The organism is Pseudoalteromonas sp. BZK2 (assembly GCF_014349195.1).
GTDB lineage: Bacteria > Pseudomonadota > Gammaproteobacteria > Enterobacterales > Alteromonadaceae > Pseudoalteromonas > Pseudoalteromonas simplex.
The window spans coordinates 185,704-202,855 of the sequence record NZ_JACSOG010000003.1; the positions used below are offsets into that span (position 1 = coordinate 185,704).

The following is a 17,152-nucleotide window of genomic DNA, read 5'->3' on the forward strand; positions in this document are numbered from 1 at the left end:
CAGTGCCTTGTTCTACGCATGTTGCTCTGCTTGCGTAGCTGCTTTTTCTTTACGACGTTGGACAATATAGTCTTTCAGTGGGAACAACAACACTAAGATCGAAATCACAAAAATACTCAGTGTTAATGGGCGGTCCCATAAAAAGCTCAGCGAACCATCAGAAATCATCATGGCACGGCGGAAGTTTCGCTCAATCATATCACCGAGGATAAAGCCAAGTAATAAAGGTGCCATCGGGAAAGCTAACAATCGAAGCACCAAGGCCACCAGCGCAAAGCCCACCATCATAAATAAATCAAAGGTGTTAAATGACACTAAATACACACCAATTAAGCTGAAGAATAAAATCATCACGGTCAGCACAGATTTAGGCATTGCCAACACTTTAGCGAAATATGGGATCAACGGCAGATTCAAAATCAGCAGTACAATGTTGCCAAAGTACATACTGACAATAACTGCCCAAAACACGCTTGGGTTTTCTTGCATTAACATAGGGCCCGGCTGAATACCGTAAGCAATTAATGCCCCTAGCATGATCGCTGTTGTACCAGAGCCTGGAATACCTAAAGTCAGTAATGGTACAAATGAGCCCGTACAGGCTGCATTATTAGCCGACTCAGGTGCCGCTAAGCCACGCATTGAACCCTTACCAAATTTATCTTTCAGTGCTTTTGGAGCAAGGTTACGCTCAGTAGCATAGGCCATAAAGCTGGCAATCGTTGCCCCTGCGCCCGGTAAAACACCGACTATAAAGCCAAGTAAAGATGAGCGGCCAACCACAGGAGCCATATCTTTGACTTCTTCTTTAGTCAGTTTTGTTGAACCAATTTTTGGCGTATCAGGATCGTCAATTTTTTTATCTGGCTCAGCTTCTGGGCGCGCCACATTAATCAGTGCCTCAGCCAACGCAAACGTTGCCATTGCTACTAATAAAAAGCTAATACCATCTAATAAATCAGCTTGGCCAAAGGTAAAGCGCTCGGTACCTGAAGAGGGATCAATACCTACCGTTGCCAGCATTAAACCAAATACCGTCATCATCATGGCTTTTAAAAATTGCCCTTTATTAGAGAACGCAGCAATCGCCGTTAAGCCTAAAAACATCAGTACAACATAATCAGGCGATTGGAAACTTAATGACACTTTCGCTAATAATGGCGCAGCCACCATCAATAAAATGGCGCCAATCGTCCCACCTATAAAGGATGAATAAGCTGCAATCGCAAGGGCTTTACCAGCCTTACCTTGTTTTGCTAGTGGGTAACCATCAAACGATGACGCTACTGTCCCCGCTACACCCGGCGCATTAATCAAAATAGAAGAAGTAGAGCCACCGAATATAGCCCCGTAGTAAACACCGGCCATTAAAATCATGCCCGAATCAGCACCGATGCTGTAAGTGATCGGGATCATCAACGCAATCGCGGTAATTGGACCAAGGCCAGGTAGCATACCAATGAACGTGCCAACAAAGCAGCCAACGATCACATATAACAAGTTGTTCCAGTCGAGTACGGTCGACAAACCTAACATAATTCCATCAAGCATAACTTAACTCCACAGATTGCCAGGTACTAAGTAAATGCCCAGTACTTGTGTCATTAAAAACCAAAAAACCACGGCCACAGGCACAGAAGCAAACAACAACACTGCCTTACGGCGTTCGCCCATGATAAAAAAGCCCGTAATTAAAAAGGCACTGGTGGCAATTAAAAAGCCGAACGGTTCAAGCATGGCGCTATAAGCAACCATTAATACCAACAGCGCAAAGGTACGTAGTAAGTTACCCTTACTGAGTAGCTCTGCTTTTTCTGCAGGCGCTTGCTTTAATAAGTTGGCACCAATCGATAGTACACACACCACGATACCGAATACTGCATACACTTTTGGTAAGGTTGCAGAAGTAACGCTTTCGTACTCTTCAAATGGCATAAGTGGAATTTGCCAAGCCACAAGGGCGTAGAGGGTAAAGAGGACCAAGAATAAACTTGGTCCAATTAGTTCACGGTTTAACATCGTCTAACCTTAACCTCGGATAAAACCAAGTTCTTTCATTACAACGCGTAATTGCGCTTCTTGCTGCTCAAGCGATTTAATAAACGCTTCTTTTTCTTGAAATAGATTTAGCCAACCATTACGAGCACGAACCGCCTCCCACTCAGGAGTTTGCTGCAGCTTACGTAGTTTTTCTGTGTACTCGGCTAGTTTGTCTGCTGGTAAATCTGGGGTTGCAAAAAAGCCGCGCCAGTTTACGAACTCCATGTCGTAACCTAGCGACTTTAAGGTTGGAATTGCTGGGTAATCTGGCAATGTTTCTGCAGAAGTCACCGCTAAAATACGTGCCTGACCACCATTAGCGACTTCGAGTGCTTCACTTAAGCCTGTTGAAAGTAAGTTGACCTCACCCGACAGTAAACCAGCTTTCGCTTTACCACCGGCATCGTAAGGAATGTAACGTAATCGACGACCATCAAGACCCGCCGCTTTCACCGCTTGTGCAGCCACTAAGTGATCCATGCTGCCGCGCGCAGAGCCACCTGCTACTTTTACTGAGCCTGGGTCTTTTTTCATTGCATCAATAACGTCTTGCCATGTTTTAAATGGCGAGTCATTACGCACAACAAACGCACCATAATCAGCAATCATGCTGGCAACTGGCGTTAAATCGCGATAGCTGTAAGGAATTTTGCCTGATAATGCGCGCAGTACGATAGGCGTTGAGTTAACCATCAACATATCGCCTTTTTTGGTGCCCGACTCAATCAAGTAAGCAATTGCACGGCCACCGCCGCCGCCCGACATATTCTGAAACGATGCATTATCTTCAATGCCCGCTTTTACCATTGCTTCACCAACACCACGTGCTGTGGTATCCCAGCCGCCGCCTGGGCCACCCGGTACCAAAAAGTGTAAGTTTGCTAATGCCAGTGGGCTGGCTACTAATAATGAAGCTGCTAAAACAGATCTTTTTAATGATTTAAACATAGTCATAATGCACGACTCCTAAAATAAGTACTGCATACGAGCACTGATGCCCATACCTGAATCTTCATCACCTACCAGCGTAGAAGCACCGGCACCATCAACATCGCTGTAAATCAGGTTGCCCATAAATTTGATATCGCTGCTTAGGTAATATGATGTGCCTAATGTATAAGTGGTTACGTCGGTACCTTGCTGTTTGCTGCTAGCGTTCATTTGTGACACACGTGCAACCAGCTCCCATGCATCTTTAATCCCTTTTGGTTGTACAAATAATGCAGAGCCTGCTTTGTAACGGCGCTGCTCACCGCCTAAGAAGTAACTTGCCGATACATGAAAGCCATCAAAACGTTCACCATCAAGTTCGTTGCTACTATCAACCGTATCAAGGTAACGGCTGGCATATTCAGCCTCTAGAGTGAATGCATTCGCTTGGTAGGCAAACTCAAGACCGCTTTGCGACATGCTATTTAGCGCTGCGGCTTCACCACCGACTGCGTAATCCACTAAGCGAACATTGGTTTCACGCACTTCACCACGGGCAAAACGAGCGCTTAAATCATTGTCGCCCATATCACGATAAGAGTGCCAAGCACCTAAATGAATCACATCACCCGGCGCTGCACTTGACCAGGTTAAGCGACCTGTTACAGCCAATGTCAGTTTGTCATCTTCGTCATGGCCCGATGCACCAAACGCATCGTTTTTGTAAACACCCACGGCGTAACGTAAGCCTGAATCTTTAAAGTATTGATAAGCCGATATACCCCAGCGGAAGAAAGGCGAGAAGGTGTTAGCAAGGGTGCTACGCTCAATGGTATTAATGTGTTTAGAACTGGTTAGCGCATTGAGCGACATGTCTTCACGGATTTTACCGGCTTTTACTTTTAAGCCGTTGTCGAATGCATAACGTACCCGCGCTAACACGATTTCAGCCGTGCCTTCAGAAAATTCGAGTAGTAATTTGTGATCCCAGTTGCCATGTTCACTTTCAACATAAGTACGGATACGACGTGGGAAGAAGTCGCTGCCTCCAGCGCCATCATTGTCGGCATTGTAAGCACCGTCGAAATAGTTGTAATCAAGTTGCACGCGACCACCAAATTCTAGGTTGAAGCCGCTAGATGTTTTTAATGAATCCACTTCTTTTTGAAGTGCATCGAGTTGTTGCTGTAGTTGTTCAGTGTCGCTTTGTGCGAATGCTGATGTACTTGCTAACGCCGCTGCAACGGCTAAAGCGAGCTGTGTGTTACTTGCTTTCATGAATTACTCCACACCAGATTATAATTATTTGTTGTCGTTGATCGGCCTACTGCAAATGGCGATCTGGTTTGGAGCATAGTGTTAACGATAGATTAACGAAATGTTTAGGGGGTAAGTTGCATTGATGGTGATAAATGGCTTTCTGTTCATAAAACCCATGAACAAAAAGCACATTACTGGGGGCTAGTATAAAATCTAGGCTAATTAGCTGCTTAAAAATCGCAAAACTAGCTAAAAGTCATCTCAGGAATGTCTTCAGAGACAATAAGTTTGCCCTGTGTCTTAGCAATAATCTCATCAACCGAAACACCCGGAGCACGCTCTAATAAATGAAATGCACCGTCTTTAATTTCTAAAAGTGCCAAATCGGTGATCACTTTATTGATACAACCAACGCCCGTTAACGGCAAACTACATTCGGTCAGCAGTTTTGATTCACCATGCTTGTTGGCATGGGTCATGGTACAAATAATGTTTTTAGCACCGGCCACTAAATCCATCGCACCGCCCATCCCTTTAACCAGCTTTTTCGGGATCATCCAACTGGCTATGTTGCCGTTTTGGTCTACTTCAAACGCGCCCAGCACGGTTAAATCAACGTGGCCGCCGCGGATCATGGCAAAGCTTTCTGCGGAGCTAAATATAGCCGCCCCCGTTGCAGCGGTGACCGTTTCTTTACCTGCGTTGATCATATCAGCATCAACTTGGTCTGCACTTGGGTATGGCCCCATACCGAGTAAACCATTTTCTGATTGCAGCATCACTTCGATGCCATCAGGGACATAATTAGCGACCAAGGTTGGAATACCTATACCTAAGTTAACGTAGTAACCATCCTGTAGTTCCATCGCCACGCGTTTAGCGATTTGTTCTCGTGATAATGCCATCAGCGTGCTCCTTATTGATTCTCTTGCTTAGTGGTAACTTTCTCGATGCGCTTTTCAAATTCACCTTTAATCACTCGGTCAATATAGATACCCGGCGTGTGAATTTGGCTTGGCTCTAGCTCCCCTGGCTCAACAATTTCTTCAACTTCAAGAACCGTAATTTTGCCAGCGGTTGCTGCCATCGGATTAAAGTTCATCGCCGTATGACGATAAATGCAGTTACCATAACGATCTGCTTTCCACGCTTTAACTATCGCAAAGTCGCCAGTAATGCTTGGCTCCAATAAATAGTCACGACCATTAATATTGCGGGTTTCTTTACCGTCAGCCACCGGTGTACCGACACCCGTTGCGGTATAAAATGCAGGAATACCCGCGCCGCCAGCACGCATTTTTTCAGCTAAGGTGCCTTGCGGTGTCAGCTCAACTTCTAGTTCACCATTTAATAGTTGCTGCTCAAATAACGCGTTTTCACCAACGTAAGAGGCAACCATCTTGCTGATTTGCTTGTCTTCAAGTAGCACCCCTAAACCAAAACCATCAACACCACAGTTATTCGATACCACGGTTAAATCTCGGGTGCCTTGACGTTTAATTTGCGTAATCAAGCCTTCAGGAATACCGCATAAGCCAAATCCACCGGCTATCACTGTCATGCCATCTTCAAGGCCAGCCATTGCTTCGCTATAACTTGTAACTACTTTATCAAAACCTGCCATTGGCTCCTCCTATTGTGCAGTCCAACCGCCATCAATGGCGATTGCTTGGGCGGTAATATTGCGTGCTGCATCGGCCATTAAAAAGCTAACGGTATGCAGGATCTCATCTAAGCCGATAAATGCTTTTTTCGGCATCGGTGCTAGCATAATTGTGTCGATCACTTGTTGCTCAGAAATGCCATGTTCTTTGGCTTGCGAGGCAATTTGTTGCTCCACAAGCGGCGTTTTTACATAGGCTGGGCACACAGTATTAATCGTGATGTTGGCATCACCAGTTTCGAGTGCCATGGTTTTAGCAAAGCCGATTAAGCCATGTTTTGCAGCGATATAAGCCGACTTATATTTAGACGCCACCATGGCATGAATTGAGCCAATATTAATGATGCGACCAAAATCTTGCTCACGCATGCGAGGGAGTACCGCCTTGGTCATCATCGCCGGGCCAACGAGCATAACTTGCTGTAAGAACTGCCATTTATCAGCAGGAAAATCTTCAAGCTTCGCAACGTGCTGAATACCCGCATTATTAATAAGTACATCAATTGGCTGATTAAGCTCAGTGAAAAACTGCTCTATTGCATCACTATCAGCCACATTAAGCGCATACCCTTCGGCGCTACCACCTTGCTCAACAATGCCTGCCGCCGCTTGTTGTGCAGCTTGCTGATTTAAATCAGTCACAATAATAGTGTGACCTTGCATCGCCAGTTGCTGAGCAACATATAGACCAATCCCACTGGCTGCACCGGTAATTAAAACTGTTTTGCTCATCGGGTTACTCCTCTAAAAACTCACTGATAAGCTGCGCTTTCGGGGCGATTGAGAAAATGCCATCAAGGTGTCCCCAGCCCCCTTCAATTTCTGAAATCTCAACGTCTTTACCTGCCGCTTTCATGGTGTCAAAAACGGTGCGCATGTTTTCAGGGCGAAGCAGTAAGTCGTTCGTTGCGGGTAGTAATAATGTTTTGGCAGAGACATTTTTAAGTGCCGTTGTTAAATCGCTTTGCATACCAGCGGTAAATAGTTGTGATGCCCGGACCAAATAAAGTACATGGTTTGCATCTTGGGTTTTAGCTCGTGCCATTGCGCGCTGAGCGAGTACTTGGTTTAACTTAGGCAAGGTACGAATATCTTTTAATGCACCTTCATCCAATACATTAAAGTCAGGGAAGCTCGCGTTATAAATAATTGGATGCATCGCATCTTGCGTAATATTAAGCATGGTTGCCGCTAAACCATCTAACGGGCGCTCTTTGCCGTAGTAATTACCTTGCTGCCAGTTTTTATCTAGACGAATTGGTAACGCCCATTTTTCAAGTGCAGCGACTGTCCATGCATCCATCGTTGCAGCGCCAATCACATGAATTAAACGCTCTACTTTATCTGGGTAACGAGTAGCCCACTCAAGTGCTTGAAACGACCCCATTGATGCACCCATCACAGCATGTAACTTAGTGATACCTAGGCTGTCGAGTAAACGCTTTTGCACATTCACAAAGTCAGTAATCGTAACCACAGGAAAATCTAAACCATAAGGTTTGCCTGTTTTTGGATTAGTTGACGCAGGGCCTGTGGTAATGACATTTTCATCATGCCAGTTGGCATTTACTAAGGTATCTGAGCTAATCACATAATATTTATTGGTATCGATAGCTTTACCTGGGCCGATAATCGCATCCCAATAACCCGGTAGGGCATCATCTGCTTTATATTTACCTGCGGCATGAGAAGTACCAGAGAAGTAATGAGTGATTAAAATCACGTTATCTTTATTGGCGTTTAGTTTACCGTAGCTTTCCCAGCCAATATCAACTTGCTCTAATGTCACACCAGACACGGTGGTAAAATCTTTTGTCGTAAAATGCTGTTTTTCCACCAGCATGGTGTCGGCTTTGTTTGCAGCGCCAAACGCGGTGCTACTAAATACAACCAGCCATATCAAAATTATTAATTTGGTTTTCATTGCTGTTCCTTAAAAGAAAATAAAGAGTCCGAGTGCCAATGCGACACCGATAAGCGGAATGACCGCCGTCAGCGCTGCCATTGACCAATACGCTCGTTGATGCGTTTCTTTACAGATAGCGCGTATTGTTGTGACCACATAACCATTATGCGGCAAGGTATCGAGGGCTCCAGAGCTAATTGCCACTACTCGGTGCAGTTGTTCAGGGTTTACACCCATGTCTAAATAACCCGGTGCGACAAGCGGTAATGCAATGGCTTGCCCGCCAGAAGCAGATCCTGTTAAGCCGGCAATCACACTCACAGCCACGGCAGCACCAACCAACTCATTCCCCGGCATATGGGTCATCACATCGACAGCGGCGGTAAATGCCGGTGATACTTTCGCCACAGCGCCAAAACCAACCACAGCAGCGGTATTACCGATTGCCACTAAAGCGCCGGTTGTACCAACATTAATAGCGTTACCCATATCGTGAAAATGCTTAAAATTGATAATCACAATACTCAGTACACCACCAAGCAAAGCGACAATAAGCGCGGTTTGCTGCAGTACATCATGTAGCGTAAATGATAAAAGTAGCACCACAATCAGTGGGATCACACCCGTAATTGGATGCGGACGACGACGTTCAATAATGACAGGATCATCATCACGCGCTTCAAAGGTTTCGCCATTAGCAACGGCTTTTTTGATCATCTTGTTCAACCAAAAGTAACCTGCTGTCGCCATGAAAATAGCGACCACTAAGCTCACTTCCCACGCTGCATAGGGTGACGTACCAAGGTGCTTAACCGGGATCCAGTTTTGAATTTCTGGCGAGCCTGCCGAAGTCATGGTAAAGGTCACCGAACCAAATGCCAGCGTTGCTGGAATAAAGCGGCGCGGTAAGTTTGCATCTTTAAACAGACTTAATGCCATTGGATAAACGGAAAACGCAACAATAAAGACGCTCACGCCACCGTAGGTTAAAACAGCACAGGCAATCACAACCGCAAGAACGGCGTGCTTCATACCTAGTTTACCCACAATGTAGCTTGCAACACTGTCTGCAGCACCGGTGTCTTCCATGAATTTACCGAACAACGACCCCAGTAAGAACATAAAAAACCACGCACTTAAGAAGCCTGCAAAGCCATCCATATAGGCGTTAATAAAGTTTGTATCTGCCGATACAGGGAAAATGGCCATGCCACTACTAAGTGCAACTAACAGTGCACAGATTGGCGCAGCGATAAATAAATTTACCCCACGCAGCGTTAAAATGATCAGCAGTATTAAACCGCCTAACAGTCCTATCATGCTCAGCATAGACATTCCTATAATTATTGTTATTACACAGATGAGGTGACATCGGAATAATGCTTTCAGTCTTACCCTAAGCGTTCAAAAAATACATAACACTAAGGTACTATCTGCTTTAAAAATAGCTTAATTGCTTGATAAATAAAGGGCTGTGACGGGTATAGCACTATGGTACTAATTCAATTTTTGCAACTATCTTCTACATTAATTGACAGGTGACACGGGCAAATCTTATTCAGTCTTCGGCAACATCGATGTGAGTGGCCATAAGACTAATGACAACAATAACAAGGAATACAACATGATAAAGCTTAACCCAAAAGTCGCGCCACTTACTCTGGCTGTATCACTTGCTTTGGCAGGTGTCAGTGCTCAAGCGGCAGAACAAGCCGAACCTGCAGCAAAAAAAGGTGAACTTGAACGTATTCAGGTAACAGCACGTAAAACTGTTGAAAACCTGCAAGAAGTGCCAGTCGCAGTCACTTCAATTGGTGCTGAAGAGCTGGCTGAAAATGGCATTGTAGTTATGACCGAAGTTCAGCAGTTCTCGCCAAATACTACCTTGCAAGCAAGCCGTGGTACTAACTCTACAATTACTGCGTTTATTCGTGGTGTAGGTCAACAAGATCCACTTTGGGGTTATGAGCCGGGTGTAGGTATCTATATTGATGATGTTTATCTTGCTCGCCCTCAAGGTGCCGTGCTTGATCTACTTGATGTTCAACAAATCGAAGTATTACGCGGCCCGCAAGGGACGCTTTACGGTAAAAATACCATTGGTGGTGCCATTAAATACGTCACCAAAGAAATGAGCGGTGATGCAACATTAAATATTCAAGGCACTGTAGGTAGCTATAACCAAAAAGATTTAAAAATCACTGGCCAATTACCGATTGTTGACGAAAAACTTTACGTGGGTTTTGGTTTTGCAACGCTTAACCGTGATGGCTTTGGTGAGTTTTTAACATCGGCTCTTGATAACCAAGACCGCGAAAACTACAACAAAGACGTAACCGCAGCTCGTGTTACACTCGAATACACACCGACTGATGACTTATTCTTCCGCCTCGCGTGGGATAAAACAGAAGACAAATCAAACGCAAAAGGTGGTTACCGTTTACTACCAAGTATTCTTACTGATGCACCAGTTCCAGACAGCGTGTATGACTCTTACACCAGCTTACCAACATGGAATAAAGTTGAACTCGAAGGTTACAGCTTAACTGCTCGTTGGGATATGACTGACAGCACTAGCATTAAATATATCGGTTCAAGCCGTGAGAGCTACTCACCAACCAATATCGACTTTGATAACACGTCACTGCAAATTTTCGACGTACCTGCTATTTACGATGATGAGCAAACGACTCACGAGTTGCAGCTAAATCATCAAGGCGATAACTACAAATTGGTTTCAGGTCTTTACTACTATGATGGTGAATCTTGCGGTCAATTTGAGGCTATTTTAGGTATCTTAGGTCAAAGTCTAGGTGCTCCGGGTCTGACTCGTGAAGTAAGCGGCTGTAGTAACTCAAACAGTAAAGCAGCGTATATCCAAAGCTCGATTGATTTAACAGATAAATGGTCAATGACACTCGGCGCACGTTACACCAAAGACAAAAAAGAAGCACAGGTTAACAATGGCCTAATCTTTGACATTGTTTACCCAGAATCAGGTTGGGTGCCAGGTTACACTCGCCCAGAAGGTCAGCTTGTACCAACTGTACTCGATGATGAAGAAGAATGGTCACGCTTCACACCACGTGCTGGCGTTGAATACCAGTACAATCGTGACATCATGTTCTTTGCAAGTTACGCGCAAGGCTTTAAGTCAGGTACTTTCAACCCTCGTGCAACCACTGCAGAGCCTGCCGCAAAACCAGAAATCGTTGATTCATTCGAAATCGGTATGAAGAGTGAGTGGAACAACAACTTACGTGCAAACGTCACGTTATTCACCCTTGACCATAAAGACCGTCAATATATTTCGGTATTACCGGGTGACAGCGCAGCAGATCTAAACCAACGCTTAGGTAACATTGGTGAGTCAACATCAGATGGTATCGAGCTTGAACTAAACTATGTTGCAACAGAATCACTCAGCTTTGATGCGTCAGTGGGTTACATCGATAGTAGCTTCGATAACGTAATTGATTACGACCCAGAAACCGGTGAAGCATTCGATAAATCAGACCGCTTTACGGTATCAAACACACCAGATTTAACCTTTAATCTGGGTGCAACGTACCGTATGTACACAGAAATGGGTGACTTTGTTGTCAATGGTAACTACTACCACAGAGGCGACTACGCGCTATTCGAAGAAGATAGCCTATTAACGCAAGATGCTTACGGTATCTTTAATATGGGTATTACTTGGTACAGCACAGATGGTCACTGGACGGCTGGTCTTTACGGTAAAAACTTAACGGATGAAGAGTACATGATTGGTGGTTACCAGTTCGTAGCACCTGATCCAACAGATCCAACAGATACCAGCAAATACACCCCAGGTTTAGGTGGTGATAATACCCTGATTGGTTACTACGGCGACCCTCGCACTGTAGCCTTCACTGTTGGTTACCGTTTCTAAAATAGAATCTAAATCCTTGTGTGAGAAAGGTTTGTCTGAAACTTCCCCTCAGGCAAACCTTGTTTCAAAAGGCAAAATCACTTATAACATAACGCATTGGAGAATCGAGGGAATGTCTTTAGCTGTGAACACCATAATCGCCGATGATCACCCGTTATTTAGAAGTGCGCTGCGTCAAGCTGCCGCGACATCAGTGCCAGAAGAACATATTAAAGAAACCAGTGACATTGATGGTTTGTTTGCACTGTTAAGCGCTCACCCTGAGATTGAACTGATATTTTTAGACCTTACGATCCCAGGTGCAAATGGCCTGCAAGCCCTTTCGCAACTGCGTAACCACTACCCTGATATCTTGGTAATCATGGTCTCTGCCAATGAGACACCCGCCATAATCAAACAAGCGATGAGCCTTGGCGCTGCTGGCTATATTCCTAAGTCATCTTCTTTAGATGTTATTAGTGAAGCAATTAGTCATGTACTCAATGGCGACACTTGGTTACCACCTGAAGTAGATTTAACCGATGTGGTGATCAACGACGAACAAAGCGAATTTGCTCGTAACCTCGAAAAACTAACTCCGCAGCAATACCGCGTACTTGCAATGATTGCCGACGGTTTATTGAATAAACAAATCGCCTTTGAAATGTCGATTCAAGAAACCACAATCAAACAACATGTGTCAGCGATTTTACGCAAACTCAATGTTTATAATCGTACTCAAGCGGGCATTTTGTTTAATCAGCTTTCGCAGGTTGGCAAAATCGAAGAAAGCTAATTTAAGCATTCACTCCCAGTTTTAAAACTCGCTTTCCCAGTAGTGGGAAAAGCTCACGTTCCAAAAAACAAAAAGTTATTGATTTTCAATACCTTAATTTTTGGCACAAAATTCGCCTTAGCTATTCCATGATTATTTAAATTTATCAGTATCATGGATTTAGACAGCACACTAAAACGCAAACCTCAGCAATCAAAAGCTAAAAAATGGCTGGCTGTTGCAGCCATTGGCGTGTCGGCTCTTGGCGCTTTAATGGTGTATCAATGGACAACCCCCACAGTGGTTGCTGCAAGCCAGCTGCAAATAGCAACCGTAGAACAAGCCGATTTTGTGGTAAAAATACGTGGCTTTGGCCGTTTAAAGCCAAAGTATCAACGTTATTTAACCAATACCGACACCGCAATGGTCGAAGCTATCCATGTATACCCCGGCACTATCGTTAAAAAAGACACAGTGATTTTAAGCCTCGTCAACCCACAACAAGCGCAGCGTTTATCGGTCGCTCGGCTAGAACTTGCTCGCCAAAAAGCCAGTGTTAATGAGCAAAAAATTAACCAGCAAAGTGAGCTACTTGAGCGCCAAGCGAATCTCGCCATATTAAAAAGTGAGCTGCAAAGCGCAGAGCTTAGAGTCGATGCCGAAAGCAAACTGATCGAGCAAGGAATTGTTTCAAGCCTCGATTACAAACGAAGCATGCTAAACGTTGCACAGCTTACAGAGCGCGTAAGTATCGAGCAGCAACGCCTCGCTCAGCTCAAAGCAATGCACTTACAACGTAGCAAAATACAGCAAGAACTATTAAGCCAGTTTGAGCTTAATTATCAGGTTGAACAACGCGCTTTTGATCAGCTGCAGATAACAGCAGGCATCGATGGCATGCTACAAGAATTGAATGTTGAACTTGGCCAAAATCTCGTGCCGGGTACCCGCCTTGCGGTGGTTGGCTCAAATAAAGCACTCAAAGCAGAGCTAAGCGTTAAGCAAGCTGATGCCGAAAAAGTGGCACTCAATATGGCAGCGAAAGTAAACACTTTTAGCCAAGCAGACCACAATGAAGTTGATGCCAAAGTCACCCGAATTGACCCTATTGTTACCGATGGTCGAGTTATTATCGAACTTGATTTACAGGGCACACTGCCTGCCAATGCCCGCCCCGATTTAAGCATTGAAGGCTATGTCGTTAGCAACATTATTCCTGATGCGTTAACCATTAACGTGCCACAAAAAGCACAAGCTCACAGCGAAGCCACGCTGTTTAAACTTAATCCAAATACCCAGTTAGCAACGCCAACCAATATCGAATTTGGTACACTCAGTGACAATCAAATTCAACTTTTGAGCGGTGCCACCGTGGGCGAACAGCTGATCATTTCAGACCTTTCTAAATGGCAGCATTTGGCAACAATAAAAATCGAACAGGACAGTTTATGAAAACCAACACGCTTATCTCATTAAACAAAATCGCCAAAGTTTATCGCGGCCAAAATGTTGAAACCTATGCATTAAAAGACATCAGCCTGAATATTAACCAAGGTGACTATATCTGCATTAGCGGCCCATCTGGCTGTGGTAAATCGACGCTGCTGTCATTATTAGGCTTACTCGATAGCCCAACTGCTGGCGACTATTTCATTAAAGAAGTCGACACAAAAACCCTTGATATGGATCAGCAAGCTGAACTTAGAAACCTTCACATTGGTTTTATATTTCAGTCGTTTAACCTAATTGATGAATTATCGGTGTTCGACAACGTGGCACTGCCGCTCACTTACCGAGAGCCAGCCATGAGCCCAAATGAAATAGAGCTTGCGGTAAAACAGGCCCTTGATGAAGTTGAAATGGGCCACCGTGCTCAGCATAAACCAAATCAATTGTCTGGTGGTCAACAACAGCGTATTGCCATTGCCCGTGCACTGGCTGGCAAGCCAAGCATTTTATTGGTGGATGAGCCAACCGGTAACTTAGATTCAAAAAATGGTGATGCCGTCATGGACTTGCTTGATGAGCTGAATAAAAAAGGCACCACCATTTGCATGGTGACCCATGATTTACGTTATGCCGGACGTGCTAAAACGCAACTTAAATTGCTAGATGGTGAAATTGTTTCCTACTCTGAAGCTCGCCAAGCACCTAGCAGCGACACTGCTGAGCAAGTACTCGAAAGCGCCGAGGTGATGTAATGAAATTAACCAAAACACGCGCCCAACTAAGCTTAGCGTGGGCATCATTAATGAATGCACCGGGCTTTGTCACTGCGGTTATCGCAACGCTTGCTTTAACTCTTGCCACCTTGTTTGTGGTGCTTAGCCTTGTTAACAGCTACTTTTTAAAGCCCCTTGATGTGTACGATGAAAGCCGTATGGTGGTGGTTGAGCAATCACTTACTTATGATGACTACGATGCTACCGGCTTTCAAAGCTATCAGTCGATGGTGCATTGGCTTAAGCATAATCAAAGCTTTGAACAAAGTATGATGATCAATGCGGGTGAGCAAATCTTTGCAAACCTAGATGGCGAACCGAAAGAACCAGTGCTGTATGTTGGCGGCAACTATTTTGACTTATTAAACACGCCATTTTTAATGGGACAAGGTTTTGATCTTGGAGAAACGCTGGAAACTCCTGATGACCGCGTTGTTATATCTGCCAATTTTTGGCGCAAGCATTACAACAGCGACCCGAACATTATTGGTAAAACACTTTCAGTCATGGCGGGTGAAACCGATTACGTTCACCGTATCGTCGGTGTTGTTGATGACTCATTCAGCCCACCCTACATGTTTAAAGCAAGTGACGTTGAAGTGTGGTTTCCATCCAGTGCGGACCGCCGTTTCTTTCACAATGACGATTGGCAAAGCCCGTGGACAAACACTTTCAAAAACCTAAAACTGATTGCAGTTTTAAAGCCTGGGGTCACCATAGATCAAGTTAAAGTCGATTTAAAACAGCAAATTGATACGGTTAAATCAGAGTGGCTAAACAACGGGGGGATCACCGATGTAAAACCTGAAGTAACCCCGTATCGTGACGTTGAGCTGGGTAATAACGATGACTTAAGCTTAATGATGTTAGCCGGTGCAGTAGGGCTACTGATTATTGCAGTACTTAATGTAAGCACTTTATTCTTCTCGCGCGCTCTTGCTCAACATAAAACCCTCGCTTTGCAGGCGGTGTTAGGTGCAAAACGCAGCACATTATTTAAAAGTATCTTTTTACAGTCACTGATTTTAATGACCTTATCGGTAAGCATTGCGCTGTTTTTATCGGTATGGGGCATACGTTTATTTAAAGTACTAGCAGAAGGCCGACTGCCACTGGTTAATAGCTTGGCCGTGGATAGCACGTTGGTCATTGTTGCCATCATACTGTGTATTGCTCTTGCTTATATTTTCTCTGTAATTACAGCGCGTTTGGTGAATTACAAAACCCTAAATACGCAAATGCAGAACAGTGGTAAAGGCGGGGTTTCACAGGTATCTGGCCGTACAGTGCGTATTTTAATTGGTTCACAAATGTTTGTTGCCGCGCTGCTTGTTAGCTTTTCAGTGATGGTAGTGAGTAAAGCCATGGGCACGATTAACCGCCCACTCGGCAGTGATACCGAAAACCTATATTTTGCCAACCTTTTTCAGCCAAATAATCAGATGTCATTGGCTGAGCGCTACGAACATATGCTGCAATACAAGCAGGTTTTGCTTGATAGCCAAGGCATTGATGATGTTGCCCTGGGTCATAGCCCGGTTTCGCAAAGACAAAACGCCAACACCTTGACTGATGTAAACGGTAAAAGCTCAGTTTTCTTCCCTAGTCAGTGGGTAGGGCCTGATTACTTTGCGTTAGTTAACACCAAAATTCTCGCTGGCCGCACCTTTACTGAACAAGCAATACGCGGTGAAACTAACGAGATACTGGTATCGGTCAGCGTGGCTGAAAACTTATTACCAGGCCAAGACTATCGAAATATCATCGGCAAGAGCTACCAAGGCTTAGAAGAAAAGATGTATGAAGTGGTGGGTGTAACCGAAGATTTTAATCACCCTAAATACTACGATGAGTCGTTTGGTCGTCACATTTGGTGGCCTGCGACACCGTATAGCTACATGTTTACTATCAAAGCTTCTGAAGGCGTTAAGCTGACTAATAAACAAATACTTAATACGCTAAAAGAAAAAAACAGCGACCTAACCATGTGGCAGTTTAATGACCTGCAACAAGAGTACGACAATTTACTGTACATGAGCCGACTGACCGTGGTTCTGTGTAGTACCTTAGCGCTATTTACTCTATTATTAGCAGCAATCGGTATTTTTGGGGTACTGAGCTACAACCTGGGTCTGCGCCGCTATGAGTTTGGTATTCGTATGGCATTAGGTGCGAAAAAAGCGCGCTTATTTAAGCTGATGAGTGTTGAAGCTATTATCCCTGTGCTCATTGGCTTTGCGTTTGCTCTCGCCGCAGTAATAGTGGGTTTTTACATGTTACAAGGACAGCTAATGTCTTGGCTGATACTTGATGTAAGACTGCAATTACTCGCTTGGAGTATAACCTTATGTATTGCGCTATTCGCTTGCTTTAGACCTTTGGTTTTACTGCTTAAAGCAAAACCTATGGCTGCACTACGTAACGATTAACAGCACAAAATGGTGGCTTAAATTTAAGCCAC

General features: G+C 44.5%; 14 protein-coding genes. 5 read left to right on the plus strand and 9 right to left on the minus strand.

Translation table 11 applies throughout. The annotated features are described in order from the left end of the window. Positions 1–12: 12 nt before the first annotated feature. The 9 genes from BIZ38_RS03220 to BIZ38_RS03260 form a co-directional block, all read right to left on the minus strand. Complete coding sequence (locus BIZ38_RS03220; protein ID WP_054552331.1) at positions 13–1,551, minus strand: tripartite tricarboxylate transporter permease; 1,539 nt, start codon at positions 1,549–1,551, stop codon at positions 13–15. Between the two features lie 3 nt (positions 1,552–1,554). Then, positions 1,555–2,019: a tripartite tricarboxylate transporter TctB family protein gene (locus BIZ38_RS03225; protein ID WP_054562934.1), complete on the minus strand. Its 465-nt coding sequence runs from the start codon at positions 2,017–2,019 to the stop codon at positions 1,555–1,557. Between the two features lie 9 nt (positions 2,020–2,028). Then, positions 2,029–2,994: a Bug family tripartite tricarboxylate transporter substrate binding protein gene (locus BIZ38_RS03230; protein WP_370625277.1), complete on the minus strand. Its 966-nt coding sequence runs from the start codon at positions 2,992–2,994 to the stop codon at positions 2,029–2,031. 12 nt (positions 2,995–3,006) lie between these two features. Beyond that, a complete protein-coding gene (locus BIZ38_RS03235) occupies positions 3,007–4,248 on the minus strand; it encodes an OprO/OprP family phosphate-selective porin (RefSeq protein ID WP_175079423.1) in 1,242 nt (413 codons plus the stop codon). 227 nt (positions 4,249–4,475) lie between these two features. Further along, positions 4,476–5,135 (minus strand): CoA transferase subunit B, encoded by a 660-nt coding sequence (locus BIZ38_RS03240; protein WP_187489540.1) that lies wholly within the window; start codon positions 5,133–5,135, stop codon positions 4,476–4,478. An 11-nt stretch (positions 5,136–5,146) separates the two neighbouring features. Beyond that, positions 5,147–5,854 (minus strand): CoA transferase subunit A, encoded by a 708-nt coding sequence (locus BIZ38_RS03245; protein WP_187489541.1) that lies wholly within the window; start codon positions 5,852–5,854, stop codon positions 5,147–5,149. A 9-nt stretch (positions 5,855–5,863) separates the two neighbouring features. Further along, positions 5,864–6,625: a 3-hydroxybutyrate dehydrogenase gene (locus BIZ38_RS03250; protein ID WP_054552326.1), complete on the minus strand. Its 762-nt coding sequence runs from the start codon at positions 6,623–6,625 to the stop codon at positions 5,864–5,866. Positions 6,626–6,629: 4 nt separating this feature from the next. Next, positions 6,630–7,817 carry a homoserine O-acetyltransferase family protein gene (locus BIZ38_RS03255; RefSeq protein ID WP_187489542.1) on the minus strand — a complete coding sequence of 396 codons (1,188 nt, stop codon included), beginning with the start codon at positions 7,815–7,817 and terminating at the stop codon, positions 6,630–6,632. 9 nt (positions 7,818–7,826) lie between these two features. Next, positions 7,827–9,128 carry a GntP family permease gene (locus tag BIZ38_RS03260; protein ID WP_054552324.1) on the minus strand — a complete coding sequence of 434 codons (1,302 nt, stop codon included), beginning with the start codon at positions 9,126–9,128 and terminating at the stop codon, positions 7,827–7,829. A gap of 295 nt (positions 9,129–9,423) precedes the next feature. On the opposite strand from BIZ38_RS03260, the gene BIZ38_RS03265 reads away from it, so the two are divergent. From BIZ38_RS03265 to BIZ38_RS03285, 5 genes are all read left to right on the plus strand, one after another. Continuing rightward, positions 9,424–11,715, plus strand: coding sequence for a TonB-dependent receptor (locus BIZ38_RS03265; protein ID WP_166341221.1), 2,292 nt, complete (start codon positions 9,424–9,426; stop codon positions 11,713–11,715). 112 nt (positions 11,716–11,827) lie between these two features. Continuing rightward, complete coding sequence (locus BIZ38_RS03270; RefSeq protein ID WP_054552322.1) at positions 11,828–12,490, plus strand: response regulator transcription factor; 663 nt, start codon at positions 11,828–11,830, stop codon at positions 12,488–12,490. 153 nt (positions 12,491–12,643) lie between these two features. Then, the gene (locus tag BIZ38_RS03275; protein ID WP_187489543.1) at positions 12,644–13,921 is read left to right on the plus strand and encodes an HlyD family secretion protein; all 1,278 of its coding nucleotides are present in this window, start codon (positions 12,644–12,646) and stop codon (positions 13,919–13,921) included. Then, positions 13,918–14,670, plus strand: a complete 753-nt coding sequence (locus BIZ38_RS03280) for an ABC transporter ATP-binding protein (protein WP_105173892.1) — start codon at positions 13,918–13,920, stop codon at positions 14,668–14,670. Before BIZ38_RS03275 ends, BIZ38_RS03280 begins: the two co-directional genes overlap by 4 nt. Further along, entirely contained in the window at positions 14,670–17,120 is a 2,451-nt protein-coding gene (locus BIZ38_RS03285; RefSeq protein ID WP_166341225.1) for an ABC transporter permease, read from the plus strand. Before BIZ38_RS03280 ends, BIZ38_RS03285 begins: the two co-directional genes overlap by 1 nt. Positions 17,121–17,152 lie beyond the last annotated feature (32 nt).